Source organism: Spirobacillus cienkowskii, from assembly GCF_037081835.1.
GTDB classification, from domain to species: Bacteria; Bdellovibrionota_B; Oligoflexia; order Silvanigrellales; family Silvanigrellaceae; genus Silvanigrella; species Silvanigrella cienkowskii.
In genome coordinates this window covers 1,671,268-1,698,086 of the sequence record NZ_CP146516.1, presented here as the reverse complement: position 1 = coordinate 1,698,086, position 26,819 = coordinate 1,671,268, and the positions used below count along the sequence as shown (strand labels likewise).

32 protein-coding genes are annotated in these 26,819 nt (G+C 33.0%); 12 read left to right on the top strand and 20 right to left on the bottom strand.

Annotated features, from left to right (window positions below; genetic code table 11):
• Window positions 1-23: 23 nt before the first annotated feature.
• Genes Spiro2_RS07475 through mmsA form a run of 3 tightly spaced genes read right to left on the bottom strand, consistent with a single transcriptional unit; the run spans window position 24 to window position 4,008 of the window.
• A complete protein-coding gene (locus Spiro2_RS07475) occupies window positions 24-1,268 on the bottom strand; it encodes a DUF1688 family protein (RefSeq protein WP_338635068.1) in 1,245 nt (414 codons plus the stop codon).
• Window positions 1,261-2,508, bottom strand: coding sequence for a GTP cyclohydrolase II (locus tag Spiro2_RS07470; protein ID WP_338635066.1), 1,248 nt, complete (start codon window positions 2,506-2,508; stop codon window positions 1,261-1,263). The genes Spiro2_RS07475 and Spiro2_RS07470 overlap by 8 nt, the downstream gene beginning before the upstream one ends.
• Before the next feature lie 21 nt (window positions 2,509-2,529).
• On the bottom strand, window positions 2,530-4,008 hold the full coding sequence (mmsA, locus tag Spiro2_RS07465) for a CoA-acylating methylmalonate-semialdehyde dehydrogenase (protein ID WP_338635065.1): 1,479 nt from the start codon (window positions 4,006-4,008) through the stop codon (window positions 2,530-2,532).
• A gap of 219 nt (window positions 4,009-4,227) precedes the next feature.
• Between mmsA and Spiro2_RS07460 the strand changes: the two genes are divergently transcribed.
• Together Spiro2_RS07460 and Spiro2_RS07455 are read left to right on the top strand one after the other, a co-directional pair.
• On the top strand, window positions 4,228-4,629 hold the full coding sequence (locus Spiro2_RS07460; protein ID WP_338635064.1) for a TraR/DksA family transcriptional regulator: 402 nt from the start codon (window positions 4,228-4,230) through the stop codon (window positions 4,627-4,629).
• A gap of 105 nt (window positions 4,630-4,734) precedes the next feature.
• Entirely contained in the window at window positions 4,735-4,947 is a 213-nt protein-coding gene (locus Spiro2_RS07455) for a hypothetical protein (protein ID WP_338635063.1), read from the top strand.
• Window positions 4,948-4,949: 2 nt separating this feature from the next.
• Here Spiro2_RS07455 and Spiro2_RS07450 read toward each other — a convergent pair whose 3' ends face one another.
• The 3 genes from Spiro2_RS07450 to Spiro2_RS07440 are packed head-to-tail and all read right to left on the bottom strand — an operon-like array spanning window position 4,950 to window position 7,847.
• The gene (locus tag Spiro2_RS07450) at window positions 4,950-5,591 is read right to left on the bottom strand and encodes a hypothetical protein (protein WP_338635062.1); all 642 of its coding nucleotides are present in this window, start codon (window positions 5,589-5,591) and stop codon (window positions 4,950-4,952) included.
• 56 nt (window positions 5,592-5,647) lie between these two features.
• Window positions 5,648-6,733: a hypothetical protein gene (locus Spiro2_RS07445; protein WP_338635061.1), complete on the bottom strand. Its 1,086-nt coding sequence runs from the start codon at window positions 6,731-6,733 to the stop codon at window positions 5,648-5,650.
• Window positions 6,734-6,743: 10 nt separating this feature from the next.
• On the bottom strand, window positions 6,744-7,847 hold the full coding sequence (locus tag Spiro2_RS07440) for a FecR family protein (RefSeq protein ID WP_338635060.1): 1,104 nt from the start codon (window positions 7,845-7,847) through the stop codon (window positions 6,744-6,746).
• Window positions 7,848-7,944: 97 nt separating this feature from the next.
• Here Spiro2_RS07440 and Spiro2_RS07435 point away from each other — a divergent pair, with 97 nt between their 5' ends.
• The 6 genes from Spiro2_RS07435 (at window position 7,945) to Spiro2_RS07415 (ending at window position 15,840) form a co-directional block, all read left to right on the top strand.
• Window positions 7,945-8,346: a ribonuclease P protein component gene (locus Spiro2_RS07435; protein ID WP_338635059.1), complete on the top strand. Its 402-nt coding sequence runs from the start codon at window positions 7,945-7,947 to the stop codon at window positions 8,344-8,346.
• A complete protein-coding gene (gene yidD / locus Spiro2_RS12755) occupies window positions 8,327-8,569 on the top strand; it encodes a membrane protein insertion efficiency factor YidD (protein ID WP_422397991.1) in 243 nt (80 codons plus the stop codon). Before Spiro2_RS07435 ends, yidD begins: the two co-directional genes overlap by 20 nt.
• A 30-nt stretch (window positions 8,570-8,599) precedes the next feature.
• Window positions 8,600-10,294, top strand: a complete 1,695-nt coding sequence (gene yidC / locus Spiro2_RS07430; RefSeq protein WP_338635058.1) for a membrane protein insertase YidC — start codon at window positions 8,600-8,602, stop codon at window positions 10,292-10,294.
• A 111-nt stretch (window positions 10,295-10,405) separates the two neighbouring features.
• Complete coding sequence (locus Spiro2_RS07425) at window positions 10,406-11,488, top strand: protein jag (RefSeq protein ID WP_338635057.1); 1,083 nt, start codon at window positions 10,406-10,408, stop codon at window positions 11,486-11,488.
• Window positions 11,489-11,518: 30 nt separating this feature from the next.
• The gene (gene mnmE / locus Spiro2_RS07420; RefSeq protein ID WP_338635055.1) at window positions 11,519-13,006 is read left to right on the top strand and encodes a tRNA uridine-5-carboxymethylaminomethyl(34) synthesis GTPase MnmE; all 1,488 of its coding nucleotides are present in this window, start codon (window positions 11,519-11,521) and stop codon (window positions 13,004-13,006) included.
• 122 nt (window positions 13,007-13,128) lie between these two features.
• Window positions 13,129-15,840, top strand: coding sequence for a hypothetical protein (locus Spiro2_RS07415; RefSeq protein WP_338635054.1), 2,712 nt, complete (start codon window positions 13,129-13,131; stop codon window positions 15,838-15,840).
• Between the two features lie 794 nt (window positions 15,841-16,634).
• Here the strand turns inward: Spiro2_RS07415 and Spiro2_RS07410 are convergent.
• The 3 genes from Spiro2_RS07410 to Spiro2_RS07400 all read right to left on the bottom strand — a co-directional run bounded on the left by Spiro2_RS07410 (window position 16,635) and on the right by Spiro2_RS07400 (window position 17,751).
• Complete coding sequence (locus Spiro2_RS07410; RefSeq protein WP_338635053.1) at window positions 16,635-16,955, bottom strand: hypothetical protein; 321 nt, start codon at window positions 16,953-16,955, stop codon at window positions 16,635-16,637.
• A 150-nt stretch (window positions 16,956-17,105) separates the two neighbouring features.
• Window positions 17,106-17,459 carry an immunity protein Imm33 domain-containing protein gene (locus Spiro2_RS07405; protein WP_338635052.1) on the bottom strand — a complete coding sequence of 118 codons (354 nt, stop codon included), beginning with the start codon at window positions 17,457-17,459 and terminating at the stop codon, window positions 17,106-17,108.
• A 94-nt stretch (window positions 17,460-17,553) separates the two neighbouring features.
• Window positions 17,554-17,751, bottom strand: a complete 198-nt coding sequence (locus Spiro2_RS07400; RefSeq protein ID WP_338635051.1) for a hypothetical protein — start codon at window positions 17,749-17,751, stop codon at window positions 17,554-17,556.
• Window positions 17,752-18,118: 367 nt separating this feature from the next.
• On the opposite strand from Spiro2_RS07400, the gene Spiro2_RS07395 reads away from it, so the two are divergent.
• From Spiro2_RS07395 to Spiro2_RS07385, 3 genes are all read left to right on the top strand, one after another.
• A complete protein-coding gene (locus Spiro2_RS07395; RefSeq protein ID WP_338635049.1) occupies window positions 18,119-18,433 on the top strand; it encodes a helix-turn-helix transcriptional regulator in 315 nt (104 codons plus the stop codon).
• A gap of 258 nt (window positions 18,434-18,691) precedes the next feature.
• Window positions 18,692-19,102, top strand: a complete 411-nt coding sequence (locus tag Spiro2_RS07390; protein WP_338634792.1) for a hypothetical protein — start codon at window positions 18,692-18,694, stop codon at window positions 19,100-19,102.
• Window positions 19,036-19,734 carry an IS630 family transposase gene (locus tag Spiro2_RS07385; protein ID WP_338637753.1) on the top strand — a complete coding sequence of 233 codons (699 nt, stop codon included), beginning with the start codon at window positions 19,036-19,038 and terminating at the stop codon, window positions 19,732-19,734. Before Spiro2_RS07390 ends, Spiro2_RS07385 begins: the two co-directional genes overlap by 67 nt.
• Here the strand turns inward: Spiro2_RS07385 and Spiro2_RS07380 are convergent.
• The 11 genes from Spiro2_RS07380 to Spiro2_RS07330 form a co-directional block, all read right to left on the bottom strand.
• Window positions 19,726-20,886, bottom strand: coding sequence for an SMI1/KNR4 family protein (locus Spiro2_RS07380; RefSeq protein WP_338635048.1), 1,161 nt, complete (start codon window positions 20,884-20,886; stop codon window positions 19,726-19,728). The genes Spiro2_RS07385 and Spiro2_RS07380 overlap by 9 nt on opposite strands.
• Window positions 20,887-20,926: 40 nt before the next feature.
• On the bottom strand, window positions 20,927-21,523 hold the full coding sequence (locus tag Spiro2_RS07375) for an SMI1/KNR4 family protein (RefSeq protein ID WP_338635047.1): 597 nt from the start codon (window positions 21,521-21,523) through the stop codon (window positions 20,927-20,929).
• Window positions 21,520-21,996 carry an HNH endonuclease gene (locus Spiro2_RS07370; protein ID WP_338635046.1) on the bottom strand — a complete coding sequence of 159 codons (477 nt, stop codon included), beginning with the start codon at window positions 21,994-21,996 and terminating at the stop codon, window positions 21,520-21,522. The genes Spiro2_RS07375 and Spiro2_RS07370 overlap by 4 nt, the downstream gene beginning before the upstream one ends.
• 188 nt (window positions 21,997-22,184) lie before the next feature.
• On the bottom strand, window positions 22,185-22,505 hold the full coding sequence (locus Spiro2_RS07365) for a hypothetical protein (protein WP_338635044.1): 321 nt from the start codon (window positions 22,503-22,505) through the stop codon (window positions 22,185-22,187).
• A gap of 49 nt (window positions 22,506-22,554) precedes the next feature.
• Entirely contained in the window at window positions 22,555-22,914 is a 360-nt protein-coding gene (locus Spiro2_RS07360; RefSeq protein WP_338635043.1) for a hypothetical protein, read from the bottom strand.
• Between the two features lie 112 nt (window positions 22,915-23,026).
• Window positions 23,027-23,350, bottom strand: coding sequence for a hypothetical protein (locus Spiro2_RS07355; protein WP_338635041.1), 324 nt, complete (start codon window positions 23,348-23,350; stop codon window positions 23,027-23,029).
• Between the two features lie 27 nt (window positions 23,351-23,377).
• Entirely contained in the window at window positions 23,378-23,710 is a 333-nt protein-coding gene (locus tag Spiro2_RS07350; RefSeq protein WP_338635040.1) for a hypothetical protein, read from the bottom strand.
• Window positions 23,710-23,916, bottom strand: coding sequence for a DNA/RNA non-specific endonuclease (locus Spiro2_RS07345; RefSeq protein WP_338635039.1), 207 nt, complete (start codon window positions 23,914-23,916; stop codon window positions 23,710-23,712). Before Spiro2_RS07345 ends, Spiro2_RS07350 begins: the two co-directional genes overlap by 1 nt.
• A complete protein-coding gene (locus Spiro2_RS07340) occupies window positions 23,909-24,070 on the bottom strand; it encodes a transposase (protein WP_338635038.1) in 162 nt (53 codons plus the stop codon). Before Spiro2_RS07340 ends, Spiro2_RS07345 begins: the two co-directional genes overlap by 8 nt.
• Window positions 24,071-24,207: 137 nt before the next feature.
• Window positions 24,208-24,561: an immunity protein Imm33 domain-containing protein gene (locus tag Spiro2_RS07335; protein ID WP_338635037.1), complete on the bottom strand. Its 354-nt coding sequence runs from the start codon at window positions 24,559-24,561 to the stop codon at window positions 24,208-24,210.
• Window position 24,562: 1 nt separating this feature from the next.
• Window positions 24,563-25,822 (bottom strand): hypothetical protein, encoded by a 1,260-nt coding sequence (locus tag Spiro2_RS07330; RefSeq protein ID WP_338635036.1) that lies wholly within the window; start codon window positions 25,820-25,822, stop codon window positions 24,563-24,565.
• A 671-nt stretch (window positions 25,823-26,493) separates the two neighbouring features.
• Here Spiro2_RS07330 and Spiro2_RS07325 point away from each other — a divergent pair.
• Window positions 26,494-26,808 (top strand): helix-turn-helix transcriptional regulator, encoded by a 315-nt coding sequence (locus tag Spiro2_RS07325; protein ID WP_338635035.1) that lies wholly within the window; start codon window positions 26,494-26,496, stop codon window positions 26,806-26,808.
• Window positions 26,809-26,819: the final 11 nt, after the last annotated feature.

Genomic DNA, 26,819 nt, shown 5'->3' with positions numbered 1-26,819 from the left:
ACAGTTTCATTCCTCTTAAAAATTTAAAATACTGTTCCATCGCTTTCGATTTTTAATGGAGGACTTCCATCCTTACGCAATTTAGCGGCGATGTGGCGTCCGGCCCACCATGTGCCTCCTTCGAGAACCCGTGCGAGCGGAAAGTCAGAAGGAGTTTTTCCCAATTTCTCTGTGACTTTTTTGCCAATTTCATCGAGTAATGCAATTGTTAACGCTCGCCATTCTATAACCAGAGGAGAGCCAGGGTGATGGATGGTTTCAAAATTTTGTGTATTTTTTAAAGAAACAAGTCCCGAATCCAGTATCAAGCCACCATTGCGATATTCTGCGAGTCCGGTTAGGGCGTCAATGTGTGAAATTGTAAATCCTGCCTCTGTAAGAGGTTCAAACAACGAGCACGAGAGCCATTGAGAGAGTTTATGAAATGGAATTAAGCTTTGAATGCTGTCTCCCATTGGCGCATAAGGCCAAACATCCCCTAAATTCACCATATTGATTGTTGCGCGGCCTGGCCAAATTGCGCCAAGTCCTTGTTGAATTGTGCGAAGAATTTGGCTTGCAGAAATATGTGCTGTCGGAAATTTTTCTTGAAAAAAATCGAGCATATTGCCAATACGGGGCTGCTCTAACCCAAAAATTTCAGGGTCCTTTGCTAGGGCTTCACCAAGGTTATGCAATAACTTTAGGCGCCCCTCTAAGCCTATCAACATGTTTTTTTCTGTGACTTGAAAACCAGTAGACAATTCGTCAAGTTTTAAGGTTTTGAGTTTTTCGGCATGAACCTGGTAAGGGTTTTCTTTTTGTAAAGAAAATACCCCCGATAAAAACATTTGTAAACTGGCTACTGCAAGACCTTCAGAACGAGAATATTCTTTTTGGGAATTTTTATCAAAATAGCGCCAGCGAGATCCAGCTCCTGCATCCATAAGAACACTTAAAATAACGAGGTCGAGTTTTGCTTTAACTCTTTGCACTATTGTTAAAGTTGATAACATAGATTTTAATTCATCGAGTCTGTTAATGTTTCCTGCATTAAAATGATTCCAGCGTGAATGAAAAGGAATATTTAAAGTAGGATAATTTTCTAATGTCACAGAAGTTACAAACTTAGAAACCTCCTCTAACTTTTCTGTGTGAACCAAAAAGTCAGTGTCTCCAGACAAAGCCAAATTTAAAATTTCTTGTGCTTTTTTACGAACTGTGAGAGGAGAAAAAACATATTCAATATCATGAATGTCTCCACTAAAACTATGTATTGAATTACTCATCAAGTTTGCGTCCTTTCACTTTTTTCAGTTCAGACACATTTTTAGTTTTGCCTTCTGTAAAGTAACCGGCCGCTTTTTTGGCTTCCATTTCGACTTGTGCATCGGGTGGAATCAACTCTTCTGGAATAGAGATGCGACGGACAACGTTAATGCCGCTTTCGACTATTGCGTTGTATTTCATGTCACTCATTGAAACAAGGTTATCGATGCGTTGAATGCCAAGCCAATGCAAGACATCGGGCATGAGCTGTTGAAAACGCATGTCTTGCACGCCTGCAACACATTCTGTGCGATGAAAATAAGTGGCCGCATTGTCGCCACCTTCTTGTCTTTTGCGGGCATTATACACAAGAAATTTTGTCACTTCGCCAAGCGCACGGCCTTCTTTGCGAAAATAAATCACAAGTCCAGACCCTCCTTGTTGTGCGGTACGAATGGATTCTTCGACACCATGGGTTAAATAAGGTCTGCATGTACAAATATCAGAACTAAATACGTCGGAACCGTTGCATTCGTCATGAATACGCACTGTAAGTTGTTTTGTAGGATCGGCAATATAAGAAACGTCTCCAAAAATATAAACAGACGTGCTTCCTATTGGTGGTAAAAGTAATTTTAAATCTTTACGGGTAATGAGCTCTGGAAACATGCCGCCAGTTTGATCGAATAACACACTGCGCAAGTCGCCTTCAGAAATATTGAAACGTTTTGCAATGCCTGGCAAATACCAAACAGGTTCAATAGCGACTTTGGTAACAATAACATCTTTGTTTTTTAAAACAATTTTACCATCAATGGGAAGTCTGCCAAGCTCTATGGCTTGCGAAACTTCAGGCATATGAATGTGTGCTTTGGTAATTGCAATGCTTGGGCGGATATCATAGCCTTTGTCGTAAAAGCTTTTAAAAACTTCGCCAACCTTTGCTCCCCAAGGATCAATACTGACAATTTTTTCGGGATCACCCCATGCCGCATAGGAACCAATATTGACAACAGGTGCTGTATTGGTGAAATCAGGGCGATGTTCCATGGTTAGGGCGCCCGAAGCGTTTGCCAAGGCACGATACACAGAGTAACTGCCGCTATGGGTTCCAATTGCATTTCTGTGTTCTCTTTTTGTTAAAGAAGCCACTACGGGGCCACGGATTAAAGGATCGGGATCTCCCCAGTTTAAAGGTGCTGCAAGTTTAAAAATACGAGCAGGATGCGAAGTTAATAAAACATGACTTGAATGTGCCATATTGCGCACCTCCCTTTTGCATTACGACATCCAGTTTTTTGTTTGGGTTTGAAACCATTTTGTTGTAACTTTCTTTTTTAAACTCCAAAAATCGACACCAGAATGTCCTGTCATATCTCCATGCCCAAATTTAGAGTCATTGATTCCTCCAAAAGAAAAGGGTTCGCGTGGAACAGGGATTCCGATATTGATGCCAATCATTCCTGATTTGGCATGATTCGTCACATATTCAGCAATGTCGCCTCGTGATGTAAAAACAGAGGCTGCGTTGCCATAACGATTGTGATTTTCAATTTTAATTGCATGCTCTATATCATGACAGCGCACTATAGAAAGTATAGGGCCAAATAATTCTTCTTGAGCGCAAAAACTATTTGGTGAAATTTCATCTAGAATTGTAGGGCAGAGCCAATTGCCGTTAGAATATTCTTTGGCAACTGTTGGATTGCGCCCGTCTACCAGCAACCGAGCCCCTTCTGCAACGGCTTTTTCGATTGCGTTAACAAGCTTTTCGAGTGATTGTTTGGTGATAATCGCTCCAATATTTTGCCTTGCTTTAAAATTTGCGGCTTTTTTTGCGATTTCGTGAATAATTTTATTGGTGTCTCCAACTGCCAGCAAGACGCTTGCAGCCATACACCGTTGTCCGGCACAGCCAGAAAAAGAGGCAATAATTCCATCGACAGCAATTTCTGGCTGGGCATCGGGCATAAGAATGATATGGTTTTTGGCACCACCAAGGGTCAGGGCTCTTTTTCCATTTTGAGTTGCGCGGCTATAAACATATTTTGCAACGGGTGAAGACCCAACAAACCCAATAGCTTGAATGTCATTGTGATCGCACAGTGCGTCAACAGTGGTTTTATCTCCTTGAACAACACTTAAAATTCCGTTGGGTAATCCGCAAGATTTTAGGCCTTCACAAAGTAAAATAGAGGTCATAGGAGTTTTTTCTGAGGGTTTCCAAATAAAACTATTACCAGTCATAATTGCAATAGGAATCATCCAAAGTGGAACCATTGCTGGAAAGTTGCATGGAGTGATGCCAGCAACAACTCCGAGAGGCTCACGCCGGAACTCACAAAAAACACCTCGAGAAACTTGCATTTTTGCCATAATATCATGGTTTTGTAGACTTGCGGCAAACTCTATAATTTCCATTCCTTTATACAATCCATCTCGCGCTTCTTCGGGAAGTTTGCCACACTCCATGCTAATTGTTTGTATGAGTTCTTGTAAATTTTCAGTTATCCAAATGTTAAATTTATAAAAAATAGTGGATCGTTCGCGCAGGCTCCATTGTGCCCAGGACATCTGCGCTGATTTTGCGGCAAGAACAGCTTTATTGACACAAGCACTAGAACTTCTAAAAGTTTTTGCAAGTGGTTTGCCGGTTAATGGGCTTATAACAGCTCCTAATGTCTCGGCAGGTTGTGTCCACTGTCCTTCAATAAAATTTAAGCATTCTTGAATACCTTGTACTAAGTTATTGCCGGGCATAAACTATAATCCTTTTAGTCTTGGCTTTGTTCTTGAAAGAGAGTATGCGTATTATCCCTAGACTATTGGTAAGTATATAGTGTATGTCAATTTCCCGGTATGGTAAATCATACCCACAAATTAAAAAATCTCATGTATCCTTTGAGGTTTTAATTTGTATCCCATAAAGTCATACCATTGTTATTTTGGTATTAGTGCTGTGTAGGAGAACAAAATACGATGCCGCCTAAAACACCTTCTCAACCACAAGAATTAACTCGTGCAGAGATTATTGAACTAAAAGCAATTCTTTCTAAATTGCGGGATGAATTGTATGCAAAGGAAATTGCACGAAAGAATGAAGGAGCATTTGAAATTAGTCGTGATGATATCTCCGATGAAACCGATCTTGCATCAGTGGAAACCGATCAAGAAGTGAACATAAAGCTCGCTGAGGCCAATAGAGCTAAAATTTCTTTAATTGAAAAAGCTATTAGAAAAATTGATGCAAATGATGGAACCTATGGTTTATGCGAAGGAACCGGGGATCCTATTGGCTTTAAACGTTTACAAATTCAACCTTGGGCGCTTTATTCGCTGCGACATCAAGAAGATTTAGAAAGAGGTCGTAGAGCAAACTGAGTTTTTTCAGTTCAACAAATACTTTATTTTTCTTAGTTTCGTTCAAAATTTTGACTCCAAATCTCCTACTTATATCGCTATGATAAGTGAGGAGATTTTTTATTTATGGCGACATTATTAAAATACGTTTTTTTATTTTTTGTTTTTGGTTTGATTTGGTTTATGATTTTTTCGATCAAAGTTTCTAAGAATGCAACAATTTTTTTAGTGCTTCAAAGAGAATTAAATACTGAGCCTAGCAGAGGAGATAGTGCAAACAAGAAAGAAATTGATAGAGATAGAGTGATTGATGCAATTTCTAAAGCGTTTGATGAATAGTGTTAAGAAAAATGCTGTAAAATATTTTTGTAAATAAATAGAGTTCGATGTACAGAAACCACAAAGGGATCATCAAATTTTAAATTATACGGTATTCCAAGGTCATCATCAAAACAACAAGGCATAGAAACAGCATGTATGGCAACAGATTCACTATTTTTAAGTGAATTGACACTTGCTTTTAAACTGGCGTGTGAATGCACAAACAATAAAACAACTGTTTTAAATTGTGAAATATCAAACTCACACTCTTCGATGGGTTGAGGAAAAATTTTAATATTATTTCTTTTTTTAATTTTTTCGACAATGTCTTTGTAATCACGTGTCATAGCAGGGTCTACTGAGAAGATCTGCCAATTGGTCATGCAAGCGATATAATAGCCTGTTCTGGGATTGTAACCATCGCCGACAACAACTATTGCGACAGAGTTATCTAAGTAATTAAGTTTTAATTTATGGCGTATTGCTTCAAACGCACCTTGTGTTTCAGAAATTTCTTTTCCGTTTGGGTAAAAACCAGTTGCAACCAATTCTGCGGAACATTTTAATTTTAAAAAGAAATCAATATATTTTAGGCTAGGTTTTGTTACTCGAATTGTATAACAATCGTTTGTTTCATGATGATCAATAACGGGACGGGGCATGAAAAACTACCTTTCAAAAAGGCAAAGAAAAAATATGGTTATTTAAGCTAGTTTGCTTACTGAGAAAGGTCAATAGAGTTTTTTAAAATAGTATCTGTAAGAACATTATGAAATGGTTTTATTATTTTTAAACCTTTATCGCTTAAGCCATAAGAAAATTTTTTATTTCCGTTGGGAACCTTAAAAAAGAGACCATAATTCACTCCAAGTTCTAAAATATTTTCTATTTCATATTTGATCTCTTGTTCATTATGCAGGGGGATCCAGTTTTTTAAAATATCAATTTGAAATTTATCAGATTTAAATTCAGGATAAAAAAGTTTTGCAATTTGTAAAGGCGAGATAGGAGTATGGGGTAGCAATAAATTTCCATGTTCATCGCTATGTGGAACCAGTAAAGAAACAATTGCCATAAATTTTTTAGAGTCTATTTTCTTTTTATTGTTAATTTCTCTTAGTAAAAAAATCATGCCATTATCTTGTTGAATAAAATTAATAAATGATTCTAATCGCCAAGATAATAAAGACAAAGGATCGGAGTTGAGTTGGTTGAGATGTTCAAAAATTGATTTTTTTATAAAAGGATAATCATCTAAAAAGTATTCTTCACTTTCTAAAATAGTATCATCATAAATTTGATTTTCTTTAGAAGTTATTTTTGCAATTTTATTTCTTGAAATTGTTCTAATTTTTTCTATAAGATCAAATGGATAAATTCCCATTCCTGTTAAATAATCCTCGTCTTGCTCGGAACAAAAAATTCTTTTAACAAATTCTTGAGAAAAAACTTCTTCAAGAATATTACTCTCAATTAATGTTTCTTTTTCGTTAATAGAAATTTCTTGTAAAATTAAATCACTACTGATATTTAACCAGTTTTTAATAAATTTTTGGTTTGTTCCAGATACTCTATGCATTTCTTTTATTAAAAGTTCAATACTTGAGTTTGAAAAAATACTAAATCCAAAGTGAAGATACGTGTAGGTAAGTTCGATGACTAAAAATTCTTTTTGTAAAGGGGCAATGATTTCTTCTTGGGAAGTTAAATTGATCGATGCATTTAACAATTCAATTGTTTTATGACTTTTATCTATGATTTTTAAATGAGCATAGATATCTTTAAAAATTTTACTTGCATTCATAGTCACCCTGTCATGGTAAAGTTGGTGTATTGACAATGATATTAACCGATCGAATTTGTGGCGTTGTTACAGTTTGCACAACATTTTCAACTTGTTTATTAATTTTGTCTGATAAATTTGTAGTTTGTTCTAGAGATTTTTTAATTGGTTCGTAGTTGCCATAACTTGTTGGTCGCAATGAAGGGTTGCCTTGTTTTACAAGCAATTCATTTAAGCTATTATTTGTACTTACAACAGCACTCGACCCATCGGGATTAAAAACTTGTTTTTTTTGTTCGTTAATATCGCTATTTGTTGCAGCAGATTCTTTATATTTAGAAGAATTATTATTGGAACCCGATTCGTTACTAGGCTTGTTTTCATTATTATTGCCTTTTTTATATTTTTCTTCTTCGCGTTTAACATTTGGATCTAAAGTCGTTGCATCAGTGTTTAATCGGTTTAAAATCATTGGAGGAATCGCTTTGGGAAAGCTAGGCGCTTTGTTTCCAACAATTTCAGAAAATCGGTTGGCTGGGACAAAAACGGATTTACTGGGATCTGACAAGCTTGTAACCTCAACAACTCCTGTTAAGACAATTACTTGTGTACTTCCTTCAAAGGTAGCATCAATAAAACCACTGGTGCCTCGAATTCCCATTACAGAGTTTGATGTTTTAAATTTTGCATCTGTTTTGCCAACATTATTTTCTGTTTCTTCTTGAGGTTTAACAAAAAATCTAACTTTACCTTTGATAACATCAATGGCAGATTCTACATCCTGAGTTGTTTGTGAGCGAGGTTTTATTTTATATTCAATCAATTTTAAATGAGCGTTTTGAAATGCCATGACACTACTGCCATCGTGAAATAATATTTTTGCAGCAGTTTTTTCGTAAGTCACCAACTCATCTGTTTCGTAAAGAATAAAATCTTTATCAGCAGGAAACATTTGGCCAGAACGGATAACGCTGACTTTTCCAATTATATTGGAGAGTTTGCCTATCCCTTCGATCCCACGTGCCAAAATAACAAAGAACAAAACATAGGTTGCTATCCCAAGTCTAACTAAGTTAAGCCTGACTTGACTGTAGGCAACGTGCTTGAGAGATGCTCTGATGACCCTCGCAACCATATTTCCCTCGGGGTTTTCAAAGATGGTTTATTTTTATAGCATACCGAGAATTGTGCGTAGATTGTGACTTTAGTGCCAAAAAGGACAACACTTATAAATGATAACTTCAACTTTTTTTTCTGTAACTAAAATCAAAAATTTTGCAGAATTTTATGCTTCTGCGACAAAGTTTAAAACCCGTTATTTTTTAACCTATATGTCTATAAAAAAAACTCACAATCCGCGCGCGTTGTTTCAGTTTGCCATTGTGGCTTCAAAAAAAGGTGTGCATAAAAGAGCAGTTCAGCGAAATCGTGCACGCCGTCGTTTGAAGGCAGCACTGCATTGCTATTTAAAAAACGCAGTTTTGCCATTAGGTATTGAAATACAAGTGTTATTTATGGCAAATAGAAATGTGCTAGATGCAAAGTGGGAGGATCTCTATGAAATTGTGCAAACCGCAATTCAAAAAGTGCTAGCAAATTGTACAGTTTTACAAAATGAGCGTGAAGATGCATAGAAAGTTGGATAATGCAATTGTTCTTGTGGCTGTATTCTTGATCAAGATCTATAAGAGGTGTATTTCTCCAGCACTCGGTGCACGCTGTCGATTCTATCCCAGTTGTTCTCAATATAGCCTAGAGGTGTTTCAAAAATATGGAGCAGCTAAAGGACTCAGTAAAACAGCGATTAGAATTTGCAAGTGCCATCCATTTCATCAAGGCGGGGTTGATCTCCCTTGACGTTAAACTAAATTAAGAACGGGAATTAATGTGAAAAAAGAAACAATTGGTTTTATGTTAGGCCTTTTTGTATTGTTTGGTGGGTATGTCGCGGTACAAAATTATTATATTCAACAACAAATGAATGCGACTACTACGGCAGATCAGGGTGTTGTGGGCTCTAGTACGCAAAATCTAGCCAACAATGATGCAGCGTCAGGCATTCCAAAGCAAAAACCATTGGAGCTTGGTGCAAGTGCAGCAGAACAGCCACCACAACCATTAAAAGTTGCAAACCTTGATGATCTTTTTATAAAAAGCGATCGCATTGATTTGGCATTCACGCCAACTGGAGGCTGTATCAGTGATAATCTTATGCTTGGAGAGAAAATTGCTTACAATGATTCTACACCAGTTTCTGTGATTGAAAATCACAATATTTGTAAGGCTTATGGCTTTCGTTTGCGTGCAAAAAATGTGATTGATCTGCGCAATCAACCTGCCGGAATCATGAAAACCACAGATGGTGCTATTAAAATTGTGCAGCGGTCTAATGGACTAGAAATTACAAGAATTTTTAAATTTTCTCCCGATCGTTACGACGGTGATTTGCAAATCATTGTTAAAAATATTTCGCAACAATTTCAAAATACAAGTGTTGATTTTGAAATTGGCGCAACATCTGACAACCGCAACCATGGTTCTGGGATGTTTTCGGCTGTGCCGCCTCAATACCACTCTGTTGCAGTGCGGTTACCCGATGGCACTGTAAACCGTAAGACAACTCCTTTCGAAGAAAAAGCAAGCTACGAATTGTTATTAAGCGAATCAAGCAGCTTTTTTAGTTGGATGACAGCCGATTCTTTGTACTGGATGAATACTGTAATACCATTAACGCAAACTCCAATTGGTTTTGAAGCGCTTCGTACAGACTATAATTTACGCAAAGATCTGCATTCTGCGATTGATCAAACAATGTATGAGGCATGGGTCAAACAACCCGTAAATTTAAGCCCTGGTCAAGCAACAGAATTTAATTATAAAATTTATATTGGCCCTAAAAACGAAACCATTTTAAAAAATTACGACCAATATCATTTGAGCGAAACAATTGATTACGGATTTCTTAAAATTATTGCGCGTCCAATGTATCATTTGATGTCTTTTATTCATAGTATTGTTGCAAATTGGGGTACTGCGATTATTATTTTAACTATCATGTTAAATATTCTTTTCTTGCCACTAAATATCAAAGCGTTTGCTTCGGGGCAAAAAATGCAAAAGTTGCAACCCGAAATGAAAGCAATTCAAGAAAAGTATAAAGACGACAAACAGATGGCAAGCCGAGAAATGATGGCATTAATGGCAAAAGGCGGTGCCAATCCTTTAGGTGGTTGTTTGCCATTGTTGCCGCAAATTCCTGTGTTTTTTGCATTAGATTCTTGCTTTAGACACACGTTTGAATTGCGCCAAGCCCCATTTTATTTCTGGATTAAAGATTTAACACAACACGATCCTTATTTTTTATTGCCAGTTCTTATGGCTGCTCTTATGATTGCTTCACAAAAAATGATGCCAATGCCATCGATGGATCCCACTCAGGCTAAAATGATGAAAATAATTCCTATTGTGTTTTCTGTGTTGATGATTTTTTATCCATCAGGATTGGCATTATACATTATTACCAATACATTACTTTCTATCATTAGGCAGGTTTTCCTGACACGTTATTATAAGAAAGCATGATTAAAATAAAGTAAACTTAAAATTGAGATTGGCAAAGTCGATCTCAATTTTGTATATGTACCTAAAATATATTGTTTTAGGTGTTAAAATAATCCGACTCATGGAGTATTCATGAACAAAAAGCAATACACAGGAAAAACTCTAGAAGAAGCGCTTGATAAGGCTGCTAGAGATTTTGCAATTGAGAAAGATTTAGTTTGCTATAATGTTCTGCAACAACCTTCTGGAGGTTTATTATCTCGAATTTTTAATCGTTCAATTCGCATTGAAGCTTGGGTTGAAACCGCAAAAACTGATCTTCAAGCAGCTGCGCGAGAAGTTGTCCGTCAAACATTAGGCAAAGTGACTCCTTCAAAACCCAATTTGTCTCCTTTTGGCGGCAATTCTAAAACCTTTTTAGGTAGCGAACATGCAGAGTCTAGCAATGCAACAAATCGTTTGATTTTAACGTATGCCGATAAAGACGTTGAAGCGTTGTTTACAACATATCAACAACTCTTTTTTTCTGCTTATGACATTTCTCAAGAAACGGTTGATATTGTTTATCAACAAAAAGAAAATGAAGTGCGTGTTTGTGTTTCGGATGCTCGAATTGAAAAATATTTAAGCAAAAGCGATAAGCTTTCTTTGGCATTTGAACATGTTTTTAAACGTATTGCACAAAAAAAGCTTGGCGATGTGTCGTCGCGCATTGAATTGGATGCAGGAATTTCTGCTGAAAAACGTGAAGAGCGTCTGATATTGATGGCCAAATCACTTGCAGAAAAAGTTAAGAAAACTGGAAAAAGTGTGATTTTGTCTTCAAAGAGCAGTCAAGAGCGTAGAGTGATTCATCTTGCTTTAGATGGAGTGATGGGTGTTGCAACCCGCAGCGTTGGAAGTGGTGATAAACGACGTTTGGTAATTTATGCGACAGAAAAGCGTTATGCGTCTTCAGGTCATAAAAAAAATTCTTCTGTGCACAGAGCGGCGCCAAAAAAGTTTAATCAAGACAATGTTGCGGAGCCAAATGCGGCTCCCGCAAAGTTTCACAAAAAAAATTATAAAAAACGTCCTCACGAAATGTCGCATGAAAAGAATGCCGACCCCAAAAGAGTTGGTGCATTTTCAAAGAGCAAAAGTGGGTATGAAAAAGATATTCATTCACATACAATTTCTGGCAGTGATCGTTCTGCTTTAGATAAAGAAGAGTGATGCAATAGGTCATTAAAAAGGATTAAGTTTTTGAATTCACAATTTGATAGTATTTTTGCTCTTGCTTCACCTCCGGTGCGCAGCGCAATTCATGTGCACCGTATTTCTGGCCAAAATCTTTTGAGTGTCTTATCTCCCTACTTATGCGTGCCAAACAGTTCGAGAGCAGTTCCGTTTGCAGATTTGTTATTAAAAACAAATGGTGTTCCAATAACTCGTTATGTTTATTTTAAAAATCAGCAAGGGGAAGTGATTGATGATGTTGTGGTAACTTTTTTCCCCGCCCCTAAAAGCTATACGGGAGAAGATGTACTCGAAGTGTCTGTGCACGGAAACCCATTGATTTCTGCAAAGCTACATAGTTTTTTACGACAGCTCGGTATGCGCGATGCGCAACCTGGAGAATTTACGCAACGAGCTGTTTTAAATGGCAAACTCGATTTGGTGCAAGCCGAGGGGATAAATCAACTGATTCATGCCGAAACCTTTGGTGGTGTAACGTTAGCACGGCAAGCTGTTGCTGGGGTGTTAACACAGGAAACAGAGCTCATTCGTGAACAACTTATTGGAATACTTTCTTACTTAGAAGCACACATTGATTTTGCGCCCGATGAAGTTGGCGATTACGAGCCCAGTTCTTTGCGACCTCAGATGCAACAATCGATGGAAAGACTGTTGCTTTTACTCAATACTTACTCGAGCGGTATAAAGTTGCGTGAAGGTGTTAAAGTGGCATTAATTGGCAAGCCAAATGCGGGTAAGTCAAGTTTGTATAATGCGTTGTTACGCTCCGAACGTGCTATTGTCACTCATATACCTGGCACGACTCGAGATGTTTTAGAAGATAGGTTGATTATTGATGGCAAAGATTTTGTATTGATTGATACTGCAGGAATACGTGATACGGTAGATGTTGTCGAAAAAATTGGTGTGCAACGAAGTATTCAAACTTTAGGGCAGTCAGATATTATTTGTTTAGTTATTGATGTGCATCAATGCTCAAGTGAAACCGTCACAAAATTTATTTTTGATCAAATTAACGAATTATTACAAAATTTAACTATAGCATCGCAGCAAAAAGTTCTTGTTATTTTAAGTAAAAAAGATTTATTTTCGAATGATATCATACAAAAAATCCTACAAGATGAAGCGCAGTTGTTTAATCAACTCAATATTCCTACCTTAGATAGTAAAGCCATTACTAAAAAATTTGTGATAATTTCTGAAATAGAAACAGAAAACTTATCGCGTTATCTTGTTGACTTGCATCAAAGTTTGACCGGATTTCTTGCCAAAGGAGAGAATCCTACCCTGATTTCAGCCAGACAAAGAGATAAAGTTTTGCATGCTATCCAATATTTGCAAGAAGCCGAAAATCTCATAAATAAACATGATTTTCCCGAAAAAATTTCGTCTGTTATTAATTTTGCAAGACAATCCATTCAGGAAATTGTGGGAGAAATTAATATAGACCAAGTATATGAAAAAATCTTTTCGACATTTTGTATTGGTAAGTAATTAAAAATTTCATTTGAAAAATTTTTGGTAATCAACTATTCTGTTTTTGGTAGTCTTTTTTCTTTCTTTATTTTGATAATTTATTTAAAATTAATAAATTTATATAAATATGGTGTTGTCAAATGAATACAAATAATGGTTGTTTAGATTTGGGTGAAAATACGACAGCAAAGCTTATAAAAAAGTATAACAAGCAAGACCTTATTGATGAAGCAAAAATTAATTACCCAGATATCAATGAGTATTATAAAATTTTAGTTAAAATTTGTATTAACTATTTAGAGAGCCTTTGGTATTTTGAGCGTGCAGAGTTTCATCGAAATCAAAATAACCTGATATTAAATAATTTAAAAAAACATAATATTTTAGTTAATATCTGGTATAATAAAAAAAATACAAAAAAAATTTTAACAATCATTGGAACAAATCAGTCAACAATAAATTTTCTTGAAAAATTTGAATTCTCGTTTGCTAAGGTAAGAGAAGTATTAGATGGTTATAAACCAAATACAATGGAGAAATCAAGGGTAATTATTTTACCTGAAGAATTGCAAAAATTTGCCAAATTAGGTTACAAACCTAAAAATGACTCTTATGAAATAAGTATAAAAATTGATGATTTTTTGCAATTAAAATTTAGTTTAGATAATATCTTAAGTGAGTTACACAAAAAATTTGGTAACATAGCAAATACTAAACAAAAAAACTCTCTTAATTACAGAGTTATTGAAAACCATATTAATCTTGTTAAAAGAAAAGATTTTGATAACATAATAAATGGTTTAGGCTTTAAGCCTTTGCAGGATACTCCTAAAGTTACAATTGAGTATGAAGAATTAATTTATTTAAAAAATATTTTGGAAAACATTTATGATAAAAATAAAAATTTACCAAAAGCAAGTTTTAAATTTTATTATCCAGAAATGTTAGAAATAAAAAAAGATTTAGAAAATATTTTTGATAAATATAAATTAGATGAAATTTTTGAAAATTTAAATTCTCAAATTGTTAAGCAGTGTAATAATAGAAGTGTGGCTGATAGAAGTGATTTTTACTTAACTTTAACTGATGATGAGATTTTTAATTATTATGCGTCTCATGTTATTAGGTTGCATAATATAATTTTTTCTTTTATGCTTATGGGTGTAACTTCTGGTTTAAGTGCTGCAACGGTATTACCAGAAGTCGTATCTTTAGAATCATATAAAAATTTTATTATTTTAGATCAAAGTGTTTTATTATTTAAAAATTTGTATAAAGTTTTTTTAAAAAATACGAGTTACTATAAGTTCAACCAAGAAAAATTATTGGTTGATAAATATGATTATAAAAAACTAAAAGATATTTTACTTCAATTAAGAAAAGTTAATAGTAAAATAGAAGATTTTAATTTTTATTTGTGTAATTCTTTTAAGTATTATGCAAAAATAAAACAAGAAATTAATATTTTAGAAAATGATTATATATCAAATAAAGGAATTTTTTCTAGTTTTAAAACGAATGAAAAAAATGAGATTGTTGATAATAAATTGAACCATATTAAGTTAAATTACTATAAATGTTTAAGCTACTTTAATAGGAGAAATATTTTAGAAAATACTTTACGGGTTCAGTTAAATTCTTTTAAAGTTTTGACTGTTGAAATGGCAACGCTTGTTAGAGGAAGCTCTGAGTTTAAGATTTTTTTACGGTATTATAAACAAAAATATAATGAAAATTATGTTGATAAAAAAATTCAAAAAATTTTATATGAGATATGTAAAAATAACTACTCAGATGTTTACTTTAATTTAATTAAACTCTCACTATACTCAGAAAAAGAAAGAGTAGATGATTTGTCAAAGCTTGAAGGTATTTCTGAAGGTAGTAAAAGTATAAAAGATGATATTACAGAAAATATGCTTGCATTAGGCAGTACTTTTTCATTTTCTTCTCAAATTAGAAATATAGCCGCTCATTCTCCTATAATCGATAATTTTTTTAAAAATTTAAATCAAAAATCAACTGAGCTTGATATTGGTCTTTATTTGTTTTTAAGCGCAATAGATGGAATTTTATTTTTAACAACTTCAGTTTCTGCAAAAGATAAATACAAAAAAATTATGAACTTAATATCTAAAATATCGTCTTATTTTAATGTGGCTTGTTATGGTTTAGGTGTGGTATTTGTAATTAATAAACTGTGGAATAATATTTTTACAAGCTCTATTATTGATAATTTTTATTTAAATCCATTTCAATTATTTAGTAAAATATTTTCTTACAATTTTGAAAAGTCTATTTCTGGCAATTATCAAAATATTTGGAAAGATATTTGTAATGATTTCGAAGAATTCGAAAAAAATTACCGTAATAAACCTTATTCATTGGTTTATGATTATTTTATTTTAAAAAGAAAGTCAGACCCCCTTGAGTCTATGTATCATATTTCGCGTATTAATAAAGAAAAACTTAAAGGTATTGCTGAATCCCAGTATGCTCTTAATGAGTTATGTAATAGCTTTTTAAATAAAGTTAAAAAATTTAATAAAGAAAAAGTTGATGTTCAAAAAAGTTCATGTTTTAGTTTTTCTCGAATATTCTCTTCAACAGAAAAAATGGAAGATGAAATTATAACCGATTACATTAAAGCAATTTTTGCAATATTTTTTCAAGCAAAGCAGATTGAATCTTATGAGTCTTATTTATTGTTTTTAGACAAAGTTAATATTGAGATTGATAATTTTTTAAAAACTAATTTAGTTTTACTAACGTCTCAAAATAAAGAAATATTTTCTGTTCTAAATTTTGCTAAATATTCTGGTATTAATGAAGAATATATAAATAAAAAATAAAAAAATTACCAATTATCTTAAAATAAAAAACATCGCATATAGCTTACCTATCTAAGAATAAAAATAAAAATTATCGATGTGATTTTTAATTATAGCTTCATTATAATATGTAGTAATATCTATATAATATTGTGGAAATTTAAACGCACTTTTATTTCTAAATTCACGTACTAAAAAAATATCAACTTTTCCTTCTCGAGTTTCAAATCCAATATCTTATTTCGCTCTTTTTTTTACATTTGTAATAACTCCGCTACATTAAATTGGATACAGATAATATTGCTTCAACCTTCATATGCAATGCCAAATTAACAAGTTTCTTTTGATCACGACCGCGAATTTTTGGTTCCTTATTTTTAATTTTTTATCAATAAAAACTAATCTAAAATTCACCTTTTCTATTTACCAAAACATGAATGAATCGTAATAATCGTCTGTATTTTTTCTTATTAATAAAAGTTTTTTTCTATAAAATTTTTAGATTCATTGATTTTTTGTTTATTTAATTGCTCCTTTTTATATGTATGAGTTTTTAAAACCCATTTTGAATAAGTAAAATTGACAACAATTGGTGTATAATTATCTTGCACTCTAAAATTTACAATTGCATTAATCATTACATCTGGTATAAATGATAACAAATTTTCTGATATTTTTAATGATTCTGGTTGATAATTTATCTGAACTACCTGCGATTATTAAATTTTAACTTCCGCTTTAATTTAAAAAATAAAAATGAAACAAAAAAAAAGAGCGTATTTATTTTTAAAAATTAATTGAATCTAAAATATTTATTATTCATAAATAAAATTCACTTCATAACCGCCTGCCTCTAAATTTACTTCAAAATTACAACCCTTCCAGTAAGGTTGATTGTTTTTTAAGAAAAATTCTCGGAGTTCTGCTAGAAGTCTAAGTATTTTTAAACTAATTACTCCTTGCATGCTAACCCTTTCTTTTTGATCGGCTTGATTATAACAAAAAAGTTCAAACTCACAAACATCACCTTCTGGTGTTCGCAACTCAGCCTGCATTGATATTTTTTTTGTATCCTCTAAACTGTTTTGATACAATAGTTTAATAATATCGATATAAATTTCTTGATCTCTTGTCATTTTTTCTTACCTCCAGGAACATTATCAAATGATTTAGATTCAAAAGCTGAATTATCAATTTTATAAGTAGCAACAAATTTCTAGCATAACAATAAAAATATCTCCAAATTTATTAAAATAATAAATAAATAATCGTGTATAAATAAAATTTTATTCAACTAATAAAGAAGAATCGTACCAAACATCTTCATATGCAGAATCATCAATTAAAACTCTCCAACCAGGTGGTAATCCCAAATATTTTATTATTAAAGGACAATATTTTTCTAAATGTTCTGCATGCAATGCAACAAAAAAATCATTACTTTCAGAAAACTCTTCACCTGCCCAAATATACCAACCTGTTGTATCCTTTGAAGGGAGGTAACGCATAGCGTTTATTGGCATTGTTAATTCTTTATTTAAAATATTTTTACTTATTCCAACTTTTAAGTTTAGCGGGCACTCTATGTACAATGTGCCAGACTTTAAGCTTATCGCTTTTTGCTCTTCAACTTTATTCATTTTATAATCCTAATTCATTTTTCTTTTGTTTAGAATATCTACTTTCGCGCCTTGCTTAGAAGATTAAGTTGAAAAACTAATCTAAATTCTCAAATTATTTAATCTTTTTGGCACCGATGCTTTGCAAATAATTGGCCGCAAAACTTTGTGGCAACTCACTTCCTATGGCGCTGAGGTTGCCTGTAAACGCTGCGGCAAGTGCTGTGGCAACCTGACGGTATTCGCCCCCAGGCGCCCATTTGGCGGCAGATTCGTATTGTTTTGCCTGTGAGCGCCAATTGCTTTTTGTCATTGCGGATTTCAAGTACGCCTTCGTCTATCACGCTCCGGGTGACGCTTGAGGATTTTTTGTTGACAAATACTACTGCAAGGAGTACTTTTATTTAGATGGAGGTCTTGTGGATATTTTCAAGGTAGAAATTACAAAAAAAGCAGCTAAAGATCTTACACTTATACCATCACATTGTCGCGATAAATTAGAATTATGGGTTATGATGGTTTAAGAGAAATAAGAAAAATAAAAAGCTTCCATGATGAACCTCTTCAAGGTAAACGAAAAGGCGAAAGATCAATAAGATTAAATAAAGCATACCGTGCAATATATATAGAAAAAAAAGATAAACAAATCGAATTTGTCAGCATAGAGGAGGTAAACAAACATGAGTACTAAATCAATGGATGCGACTGAAGTTTTAAAAAAATTGCGAGGCGGAAAACCTCTTGCTTTATCGCAACTATTGCGCTCGTTACGTTTATGTGATGAGTTGACTCAACTAGAATTTGCAAAAAAACTTGGTATTTCAAAACAAAATTTATCCGATATCGAAAATGGAAGAAAAGGCATTAGTCCTGGCAGAGTCGCCCTGTTTGCAAAAAAATTAGGCTATGATCAATTGATATTTGTTAAGCTTGCTCTCGAAGAAATTCTTGAGAAAGACAAACTTAAATTTAAAATAACAATCGAAGCAGCGTAAACAAATTTTTAAAAAACTAAAATAAATAAACAAAGGGGGTTGCGTAAAATTCACTCACCCCCTTAAAAATAGTTCAAAAAAATATGACTTGATTTTTAATGATCATCATACATTTGATAGTAATACGCCGTCCACTAAGTTTGTTGGCAACATAGATAACCAAAAATAAATATTTATACGGAAATTGATGAATATTGAAAACAGGATATGCTGCAGTTAACATTCGTACTTTCTTTTATAAAAGGACACTGCAGCACAATGAATAATGTACAACAACTTATGGATGATTTAAAGAGAATACCTCAAAATAAATTAAGTTTTAATCTTTTACGTCGATTATTTATAATTTTTTTATATTCCGTAGGATTTTCTGAAAAAAAGATTGAAACTTTATTATGCCTTTCAAGAGGACGGGCAAATTATTGGGTTTCAAACTATAAGAATAATGGTATTTATTTTTTACTTGATAAACCACGTTCTGGTCGTCCATCCTTTGTAAATAAAGAAGAAGTTGAAATTTTAAAAACTGAAATCATTCAATTAAATTCTGAATTTAATGAGGAAAAAGTTGTTCATGCCCAAATAATAAATAGTATTATAGAATCCAAAACGAAATTAAAAAAAAATTTAGTAAAAGTGGGTTATACAAGTTCCTTCAAAGAACATTAATAAGAAGAGTTGTTCCAAGAACAAAGCATATAAAAAATGACCCAGAAAAAATGGCCGAATGGATTAAAGATTTACCAAATAAAATTAATGAAATTAAAGTAAAAAATCCAGGAAAAAAAATAAACATAGATTTTCAAGATGAATCACGATTTGGACAAATGACAATAAAATCTGGTATTTGGAGTCCTTTCCCAATCAGACCAGAATTTAAAACTCAAATGGGTTATTTAAACTCATGGATTTATGCTACTGCTAACAAAGATACGGGCAAATATTTTGGAATGATATTACCAAATTTAAATGTTGAAAACATGCAAATTTTTATCAATGAGTACTCCAAGACCGTACCTAAGAATGAGCATATTATTATGATACTAGATGGAGCTAGTGCACATAAAAGCAAAAAATTAATTTTACCCCAAAATATATCATTTATTTTTTTACCTTCATTTTCTCCAGAGTTAAATCCAATTGAAAGGTTATGGAGTTATTTTAAAAGGAATCACTTATCATTTAAAATTTATAAAGATTATGAAGATCTCGTTCAAAAATGCTCTAGTGGTTGGAATCAATTAACACAAAAAATTGTCAAGTCAATTATGAATTCAAAACCTAAGGCAAGCTTATGTTAAAAACTTAGTGGACGGCGTATAATAAAAATATTGTTTTTCTATTTTAGCTTTATCAATATAATAATAAATTCTCAGTTCCCTTAAAGGACGCTCGTATTGATCAGTTAAATACTGACGCAATTCTGAAAACAACATGGTTAAGTTTACAAAACTCAATTCATCAATGTCATAAATTTTCATTTTGTCTTCGGCGTCAAACGCATCAAACAAATATTTTGCATTACGGCCAGTAGGTGCAAGAGCACCATTAAATACAATTTTTATAAAATCATCGGGAACAGTATTGTATAAAACTTGAGCGATATCCGTTAAAATTTCATGCTCAGTGCGAGTTGAAGGCATATTTTTTAACGTTAAGCCTCTAAAAATATACTCTTCGGGGTTTAGCCCTTTTACCACGCATTTGGCGTATTGGGTAAATGCAGGAGTAGAGGCTTCTTGCTTAAATTCTTTTAGAAAATGCATCTCTTCGTCGCGAAGACTATTATTGATAGTTTGCATTAGGTTTTGGTAGCGTTTTGGGTTGATTTTTTCTAAATAATTTAAAAAACTATCTCCTTTTTTATTTTTAATTTCAAAATATTTATTGGTATAATAATTTTTATCCAAATACTCCCCAAACTGCGAATACGGATTTTCTTTAAATAATAGTTTTTTTTCGTTAGAAACATTTACTTTTAAAGCTGATGACGTACCATAAACATCAATTTCAGGTAACTTTTCTGTTAAAGTGGGTAAAATACATTCAAAACTATTGGCAACATAATCTATTTTTTCGATTATTTTTTTACCTTCAATGTTACCTAACTTTACATATACCACAGATGGTTCTGAGTCTGGCAATCCGTTTAAGTAACTGAGGCAATTGTAATTACCCTTACGATCTTTTGCAAAAGGAATCAGTTTATTATTAAAAAATACATCTGAATTATGTTTTATTTCATATTCCATGGCATACATATCTTCTACATACTCTGTAAAAGTAACTAAATAACCAACGTAATCTTCTTTATCATCGTTATTTATCACTTCTTGCACATTGGTGGTATAATGCACCCGCACTTTTAAATAATGATGTTCCTTTAATAAATTTTTATAATGCACGGGGAGTTTTAAACTGTATTTGTTTTCAAATTCTGTTATTTTTTGCATACTAAATTTACCTTTTTTAACGCTTTTTATTTTTAATTTATTATTGATTTTCTAACGCTTCTTTGCGACGGTTTTCTCGGTTTTTCCAAAAAAGCTCTTCATTGTATATCTTTCCTGCTGCTGAATTTCTGTCATACAACATATCTAAAAACTCATCAAAACTTGTTGCTACAAACGATAATTCAGAACTTGAGCCAGATTCTGCTTCATGGTGCCACACCACTATTTTAGGATTATCTGTTTTAGGATCATGACGGTAATCAAAACAGATCCCTTCTCCTGCAGGATCAACTGCAAATCGAATAACATTTTTAGGAAATGGTGCTTGAGCTACATAATCCTCTCCATCGTCATCATCATATTCTTCGTCAACTAATATATTTTCCCAATATGATTCTATTGAACAATCTGTATTGTATCCTAAAAAACAGCCTATAGAATAGCTTTCGTAACGATCTATTAAATTTGAATAAAAATAAAAAACATTCATATGGTTTGCAATTCTCGCCTCATTATACTTGGTAATAATATTAATATAAGACTTAGGAAATTTAAACCCTGTTTTCTTTTCAAATTCATGTACCATAGAAACATCAATTTTTCCATCATATGATCTAAATACTATATTTTTTTTCACTCAGTAGCCTCCACTTTAACTTTTGTTTTTCTTTCTTTTAATTCAGGATTTAAACTTTTAGCGCCAACATGCCTTACCTCGTGAATTTTTGATGGCACTAGCTGCATTCTACCTAAATCTTGATGATGATGCCACGTACTTTCTCCTATATTAATTTTTTCATTTTCTATATCGAGTAGCTCTTGTTTAGTAAATTTTTTTCTTAAAGCAGGATCTTCAGCTATTTGTCTTTTTAGCTCTTTTGTTGCCATCTTAAAATGCTCTCTATAATTTGTTTCCAACATTGTCTTTTGCGGAAAAATTACTTCCGTTTTCATATGCGACGTGAAAATAGGAAGCCCCTTTTGCTCATATACAACCTTTACAACTCTACCATCATTTAATTCAACATTTATCGCTCTTCCAGCCATATTAACATTAGGCTTATCCAAATCAGGCACAGTATGCGATATTACATTCTCTTTTCCATACATGGCTTCGAATTCTTTTTTAGATTTTAACGAATCTATAGGTCCTTTCCCACCTAATGTAGGTTTGTAGTCTGGATCCTTAATATTGATTTTTTTTGCTAATTCATTAAAAAAAAGAGCGCATTTATTTTTAAATACACTCTTTTTTTATTTAAGTATTTTATTAAAAAAATTTATTTTACTTTATTCAATCACTCATCAATAAAATCTATATCATATTGATCTGTTTTTAAATCCAAAATAAAAGACAAACCATTCCAATCGGGCAAATTATTATTGGTAAAATATTCGTAAAGTTCATCAACATATGTATGCATTTCTGTTTTGTCGTCTTCTGGCAAAGTGATTTGTGACTCTTTATCTTGTTTGTTTTTAGAAAACACTCCAGTTTCACAAACATTTCTTTGCGAATTGAGATACTTTATATAAAATAATATTTTATCGGAATCTTTTAATTTATTTTTATTTAATATTTTTCCAATAGAATTATAAATTTCTTGATCTCTTGTCATTGTTAACCTTTCAATTATTTTTAAACATTAAAACTAAAATTAAAATATTTTATCTAAAAAGATCCAGGTCATGAACCCCATCTTTATTTACCCAAATAAAGCAGGTTTTCCATTCTCCTTTTGTGTCTTTTAATAATTTTAAAATTAAGTTACCAAGATATTTTTCAGCTTCGTTAAATTTATCTCCCATAAGAATAATATCATTTTCTGTAAAACGAGAAATGGATCCATTAGGTTTAGTGTAACTTAAAATAACTTTACATTCTGATTTTGGATTGTTCACTTTAAATCTTAAAATCATATTCATCATGCCTTCAGGCATGATGCTCAGCATTTTTTCTGAAGCCAATTTTGCAGTATTGTTTTCTTTTTCTATATTAATATTTATTTCTTCTTCCTCTGACAGCATTACATCCCTCTTGATTTTTTATAAAGCGTTTTATAAAATATATATTTACTAAAATTAAACTATGTTTTTACTTAAAAAAATATGATTAATTTATAAACTTTACAATTATAAATTAATCATAAACAAAATTAAATTCATAATTTTTTAATTCAAAATTAATTTCAAAAACACACGATTTCCAATAATGAAAAGGTTTTCTTTTTGCAAAAAGCTCTCTCAATTCCATTAATAAACAATGAAATTTTTCTATTGCATCTAACCCAACCAAAGCGCTATGCTCTTCATCGTTTGCAATAAAGCTAAAATTTAATTTTGCCGATTTTTTTTCATCATTTACATTAAATTTTAAAATAAATTTTTGTGGATTGTCTTCGTTTACTTGGACATCTAACATTAACTCCACAACTTCATCAATTATTTTTTGTTCTTCTATCATTTTTTTTCCTTAAATTAATTTTATTTTTTACCAGTACACAAAATCTATATCACATTCACCATCTTTATTAACCCAAACCAAACATCGTTCCCATGTTCCTTGAGTCGATCTGCGAAAATTTAAAAGCAAATTGACCACGTAATTTTTGGCATTATCTATATTTTCATTATTAAAAATATCATCTTCTGAATAATAAGAAATCTCACCATTGGGTTTGGTATAATTTAAAATAACTGTATACCCATCATTAAATTCAAATGGCTCAAAACGTATAATCATATTTACCATCCCATTAGGGATAATTGTCAACAATTTTTCTGCAATACCTTTTTTTATTTCTTTTTCGCTTTTTAATAACATTATTTTCCTCCTAATAAATTTTCCCAATTATGTTCAATAGGCTTAGCACCATCAACACTATACTTAACCTTAAAACTACTTGGTCTGTTACTATTTCCTTCATATTTTACATCATAATCATACGTTACTTTTTTCTTAGCTTTTATGGCGTTATTAATCGCCTGTTCCATTTCAAGCCATTTTCCTGTATTTAAAACTTTATTCATTGGAACCAAATTCTGTTGGAAGATCTCTCCATGGCGCTCCTGTTCGTAACTTCCAAAAAACAGCTCCCATAAAGATCCTAATTCTATTCGAAAAATGAATTTTAAATTCCTTAAGCAATGGTGCTAGCCTCGACCACATTGGATCTGTTATCATCAACCTCAACATGTTTCCCTCTTTTGTTAGACTTGGTAATCCAACCCTTAGGGGAAACATGCCAAAATTCAAGTATTCTTCGTTATTTGAGTACACTCCCTAAAATAATAAATAAATAATCGTGTATAAATAAAATTTTATTCAACTAATAAAGAAGAATCGTACCAAACATCTTCATATGCAGAATCATCAATTAAAACTCTCCAACCAGGTGGTAATCCCAAATATTTTATTATTAAAGGACAATATTTTTCTAAATGTTCTGCATGCAATGCAACAAAAAAATCATTACTTTCAGAAAACTCTTCACCTGCCCAAATATACCAACCTGTTGTATCCTTTGAAGGGAGGTAACGCATAGCGTTTATTGGCATTGTTAATTCTTTATTTAAAATATTTTTACTTATTCCAACTTTTAAGTTTAGCGGGCACTCTATGTACAATGTGCCATACTTTAAGCTTATCGCTTTTTGCTCTTCAACTTTATTCATTTTATAATCCTAATTCATTTTTCTTTTGTTTAGAATATCTACTCATTTCAGCTCCTTGCTTAGAAGAACAAGACGAACATTGAGGCTGTACAGCATCAATTTCTCGCATCTTTTGTAAATTAATTTTCCCTCCAGACTCATAATATTCTTTTACCAAAGGCACTTTATGATCTGCAAACATTTTATCTGATTTTACACCACAATCTACACAAGGCTGATTTTGTACTGTTTTTCTTTGTTTTTGAGTTGTTGCATTAGAAGGACGTTTGTAAGGCTTGCTTATTTGTTGATTAATTTGATTATCATCTCTAGATATTAACACATTTTCATTACGATTTCTACTCTTACCATCCGCCTCGGGAAGTTTTTCTTTTGTGCCAGGAAGCTTGCCATCCGCATCTGGGACTTTGCCTTTGGCATCAGGAAGATTTTCTGCAATTTGTTTTGAATCTTTACCCTTGGCTTTTACCTTTTGCAAAAACTCTTCACCAGAGTTCGCTAAATTTTGTATTTTGTCTTTATTAGCTTCTGTTACATTGATAACACTGCTTTTTACTTGTTGGACGACGACATCATCACCCATTTGCATCACTATCGAAGCACCAGATTTTACCGATTTGACGATCTCTCCAAATGCTTTTGTTGTGATAAGACCTACAACATAATCTTCACTCTTTTCTAGCGCCAACTGCTGCAAAGTTTTTTCGCCATTTATAACATCATAAATATCTTGGCCAATCTCATAAGCTGTGTAGGCTCTGCCTAAAATTATCAAACCGTTCACTGCCACTGACGCAGTAGAACCCGACGTCAGCGTTGCACCGCCTAACAGCAAAAGTTGCCATGTACGTTTATCTGCCAATTTATCTAGCAAATACGAACCTTTCTCTGTCACAAATTTCAAATTATTATTCTCTGTTTCCAACCTCGCACTGGTCATCGCAGCATTGGGATCGCCAAGCCCTGCAGCAGCAGACATGCCCGCTACCAACGAGGTCACAATGTTGATGCGATTTTCTCTCTCAGCAGCGCTGAGGTTTTGTGTGTCTTCAAGGCTTGAAAGGGCAGTATTGATCAGCACCCCTGATGCTGCTCCAAACGCTCTAGAACCGCAGCTATCGGCCATAGCTCCTGCGGCACAGCCTAAAACAGAGTGCAGAGCAATGTGCCCAGGGCTGCCTTCGCCCCCCAGTAATGGGGCAAGTTCTTTGATTTTTTCGGCACCGATGCTTTGCAAATAATTGGCCGCAAAACTTTGCACAAGCTCCGTTCCCGTGGCACTGAGCTTGCCTGTAAACGCTGCAGCAAGTGCTGTGGCAACCTGACGGTATTCGCCCCCTGGTGCCCATTTCGCAGCAGATTCGTATTCTTGTTTTAATTGTTCTATGTATTCGGGTGGAAGTGTGTCGCTATTTTTAAGAGCATGTTCTAATTCTTTCTCTTTTTGCTCTGCTTCTTGCCCTCTATTTGATATAAATGTGCCAAACTCTTTGCCAAAATCGTTAACGATCCCTATTTTTAACCGAATTTGCTCTTCGTCAAATATCTCATCTAGTTTTTGATGGGCGGTGCTGCTATCGCGATGCAGGGTTGCTTGGATGGGGTGACGCTTGAGGATTTTTTGTTGACAAATACTACTGCAAGGAGTACTTTTATTTAGATGGAGGTCTTGTGGATATTTTCAAGGTAGAAATTACAAAAAAAGCAGCTAAAGATCTTACACTTATACCATCACATTGTCGCGATAAATTAGAATTATGGGTTATGATGGTTTAAGAGAAATAAGAAAAATAAAAAGCTTCCATGATGAACCTCTTCAAGGTAAACGAAAAGGCGAAAGATCAATAAGATTAAATAAAGCATACCATGCAATATATATAGAAAAAAAAGATAAACAAATCGAATTTGTCAGCATAGAGGAGGTAAACAAACATGAGTACTAAATCAATGGATGCGACTGAAGTTTTAAAAAAATTGCGAGGCGGAAAACCTCTTGCTTTATCGCAACTATTGCGCTCGTTACGTTTATGTGATGAGTTGACTCAACTAGAATTTGCAAAAAAACTTGGTATTTCAAAACAAAATTTATCCGATATCGAAAATGGAAGAAAAGGCATTAGTCCTGGCAGAGCCGCCCTGTTTGCAAAAAAATTAGGCTATGATCAATTGATATTTGTTAAGCTTGCTCTCGAAGAAATTCTTGAGAAAGACAAACTTAAATTTAAAATAACAATCGAAGCAGCGTAAACAAATTTTTA

Coding starts and splice junctions, on each gene's coding strand:
- Spiro2_RS07350 (WP_338635040.1), bottom strand. CDS start 23,710: ATGTTATTAAAAAGCGAAAAAGAAATAAAAAAAGGTATTGCAGAAAAA.
- Spiro2_RS07365 (WP_338635044.1), bottom strand. CDS start 22,505: ATGACAAGAGATCAAGAAATTTATAATTCTATTGGAAAAATATTAAAT.
- Spiro2_RS07405 (WP_338635052.1), bottom strand. CDS start 17,459: ATGAATAAAGTTGAAGAGCAAAAAGCGATAAGCTTAAAGTCTGGCACA.
- Spiro2_RS07370 (WP_338635046.1), bottom strand. CDS start 21,996: ATGTATGGAAAAGAGAATGTAATATCGCATACTGTGCCTGATTTGGAT.
- Spiro2_RS07390 (WP_338634792.1), top strand. CDS start 18,692: ATGAATAATGTACAACAACTTATGGATGATTTAAAGAGAATACCTCAA.
- Spiro2_RS07460 (WP_338635064.1), top strand. CDS start 4,228: ATGCCGCCTAAAACACCTTCTCAACCACAAGAATTAACTCGTGCAGAG.
- Spiro2_RS07340 (WP_338635038.1), bottom strand. CDS start 24,070: ATGATAACAGATCCAATGTGGTCGAGGCTAGCACCATTGCTTAAGGAA.
- Spiro2_RS07395 (WP_338635049.1), top strand. CDS start 18,119: ATGAGTACTAAATCAATGGATGCGACTGAAGTTTTAAAAAAATTGCGA.
- mmsA (WP_338635065.1), bottom strand. CDS start 4,008: ATGCCCGGCAATAACTTAGTACAAGGTATTCAAGAATGCTTAAATTTT.
- Spiro2_RS07475 (WP_338635068.1), bottom strand. CDS start 1,268: ATGAGTAATTCAATACATAGTTTTAGTGGAGACATTCATGATATTGAA.
- Spiro2_RS07415 (WP_338635054.1), top strand. CDS start 13,129: ATGAATACAAATAATGGTTGTTTAGATTTGGGTGAAAATACGACAGCA.
- Spiro2_RS07325 (WP_338635035.1), top strand. CDS start 26,494: ATGAGTACTAAATCAATGGATGCGACTGAAGTTTTAAAAAAATTGCGA.
- Spiro2_RS07435 (WP_338635059.1), top strand. CDS start 7,945: ATGATAACTTCAACTTTTTTTTCTGTAACTAAAATCAAAAATTTTGCA.
- Spiro2_RS07450 (WP_338635062.1), bottom strand. CDS start 5,591: ATGCCCCGTCCCGTTATTGATCATCATGAAACAAACGATTGTTATACA.
- Spiro2_RS07455 (WP_338635063.1), top strand. CDS start 4,735: ATGGCGACATTATTAAAATACGTTTTTTTATTTTTTGTTTTTGGTTTG.
- Spiro2_RS07440 (WP_338635060.1), bottom strand. CDS start 7,847: ATGGTTGCGAGGGTCATCAGAGCATCTCTCAAGCACGTTGCCTACAGT.
- Spiro2_RS07445 (WP_338635061.1), bottom strand. CDS start 6,733: ATGAATGCAAGTAAAATTTTTAAAGATATCTATGCTCATTTAAAAATC.
- Spiro2_RS07380 (WP_338635048.1), bottom strand. CDS start 20,886: ATGCAAAAAATAACAGAATTTGAAAACAAATACAGTTTAAAACTCCCC.
- Spiro2_RS07470 (WP_338635066.1), bottom strand. CDS start 2,508: ATGGCACATTCAAGTCATGTTTTATTAACTTCGCATCCTGCTCGTATT.
- Spiro2_RS07400 (WP_338635051.1), bottom strand. CDS start 17,751: ATGACAAAAAGCAATTGGCGCTCACAGGCAAAACAATACGAATCTGCC.
- Spiro2_RS07360 (WP_338635043.1), bottom strand. CDS start 22,914: ATGCTGTCAGAGGAAGAAGAAATAAATATTAATATAGAAAAAGAAAAC.
- yidD (WP_422397991.1), top strand. CDS start 8,327: ATGAGCGTGAAGATGCATAGAAAGTTGGATAATGCAATTGTTCTTGTG.
- Spiro2_RS07335 (WP_338635037.1), bottom strand. CDS start 24,561: ATGAATAAAGTTGAAGAGCAAAAAGCGATAAGCTTAAAGTATGGCACA.
- Spiro2_RS07410 (WP_338635053.1), bottom strand. CDS start 16,955: ATGACAAGAGATCAAGAAATTTATATCGATATTATTAAACTATTGTAT.
- Spiro2_RS07425 (WP_338635057.1), top strand. CDS start 10,406: ATGAACAAAAAGCAATACACAGGAAAAACTCTAGAAGAAGCGCTTGAT.
- Spiro2_RS07345 (WP_338635039.1), bottom strand. CDS start 23,916: ATGAATAAAGTTTTAAATACAGGAAAATGGCTTGAAATGGAACAGGCG.
- Spiro2_RS07355 (WP_338635041.1), bottom strand. CDS start 23,350: ATGATAGAAGAACAAAAAATAATTGATGAAGTTGTGGAGTTAATGTTA.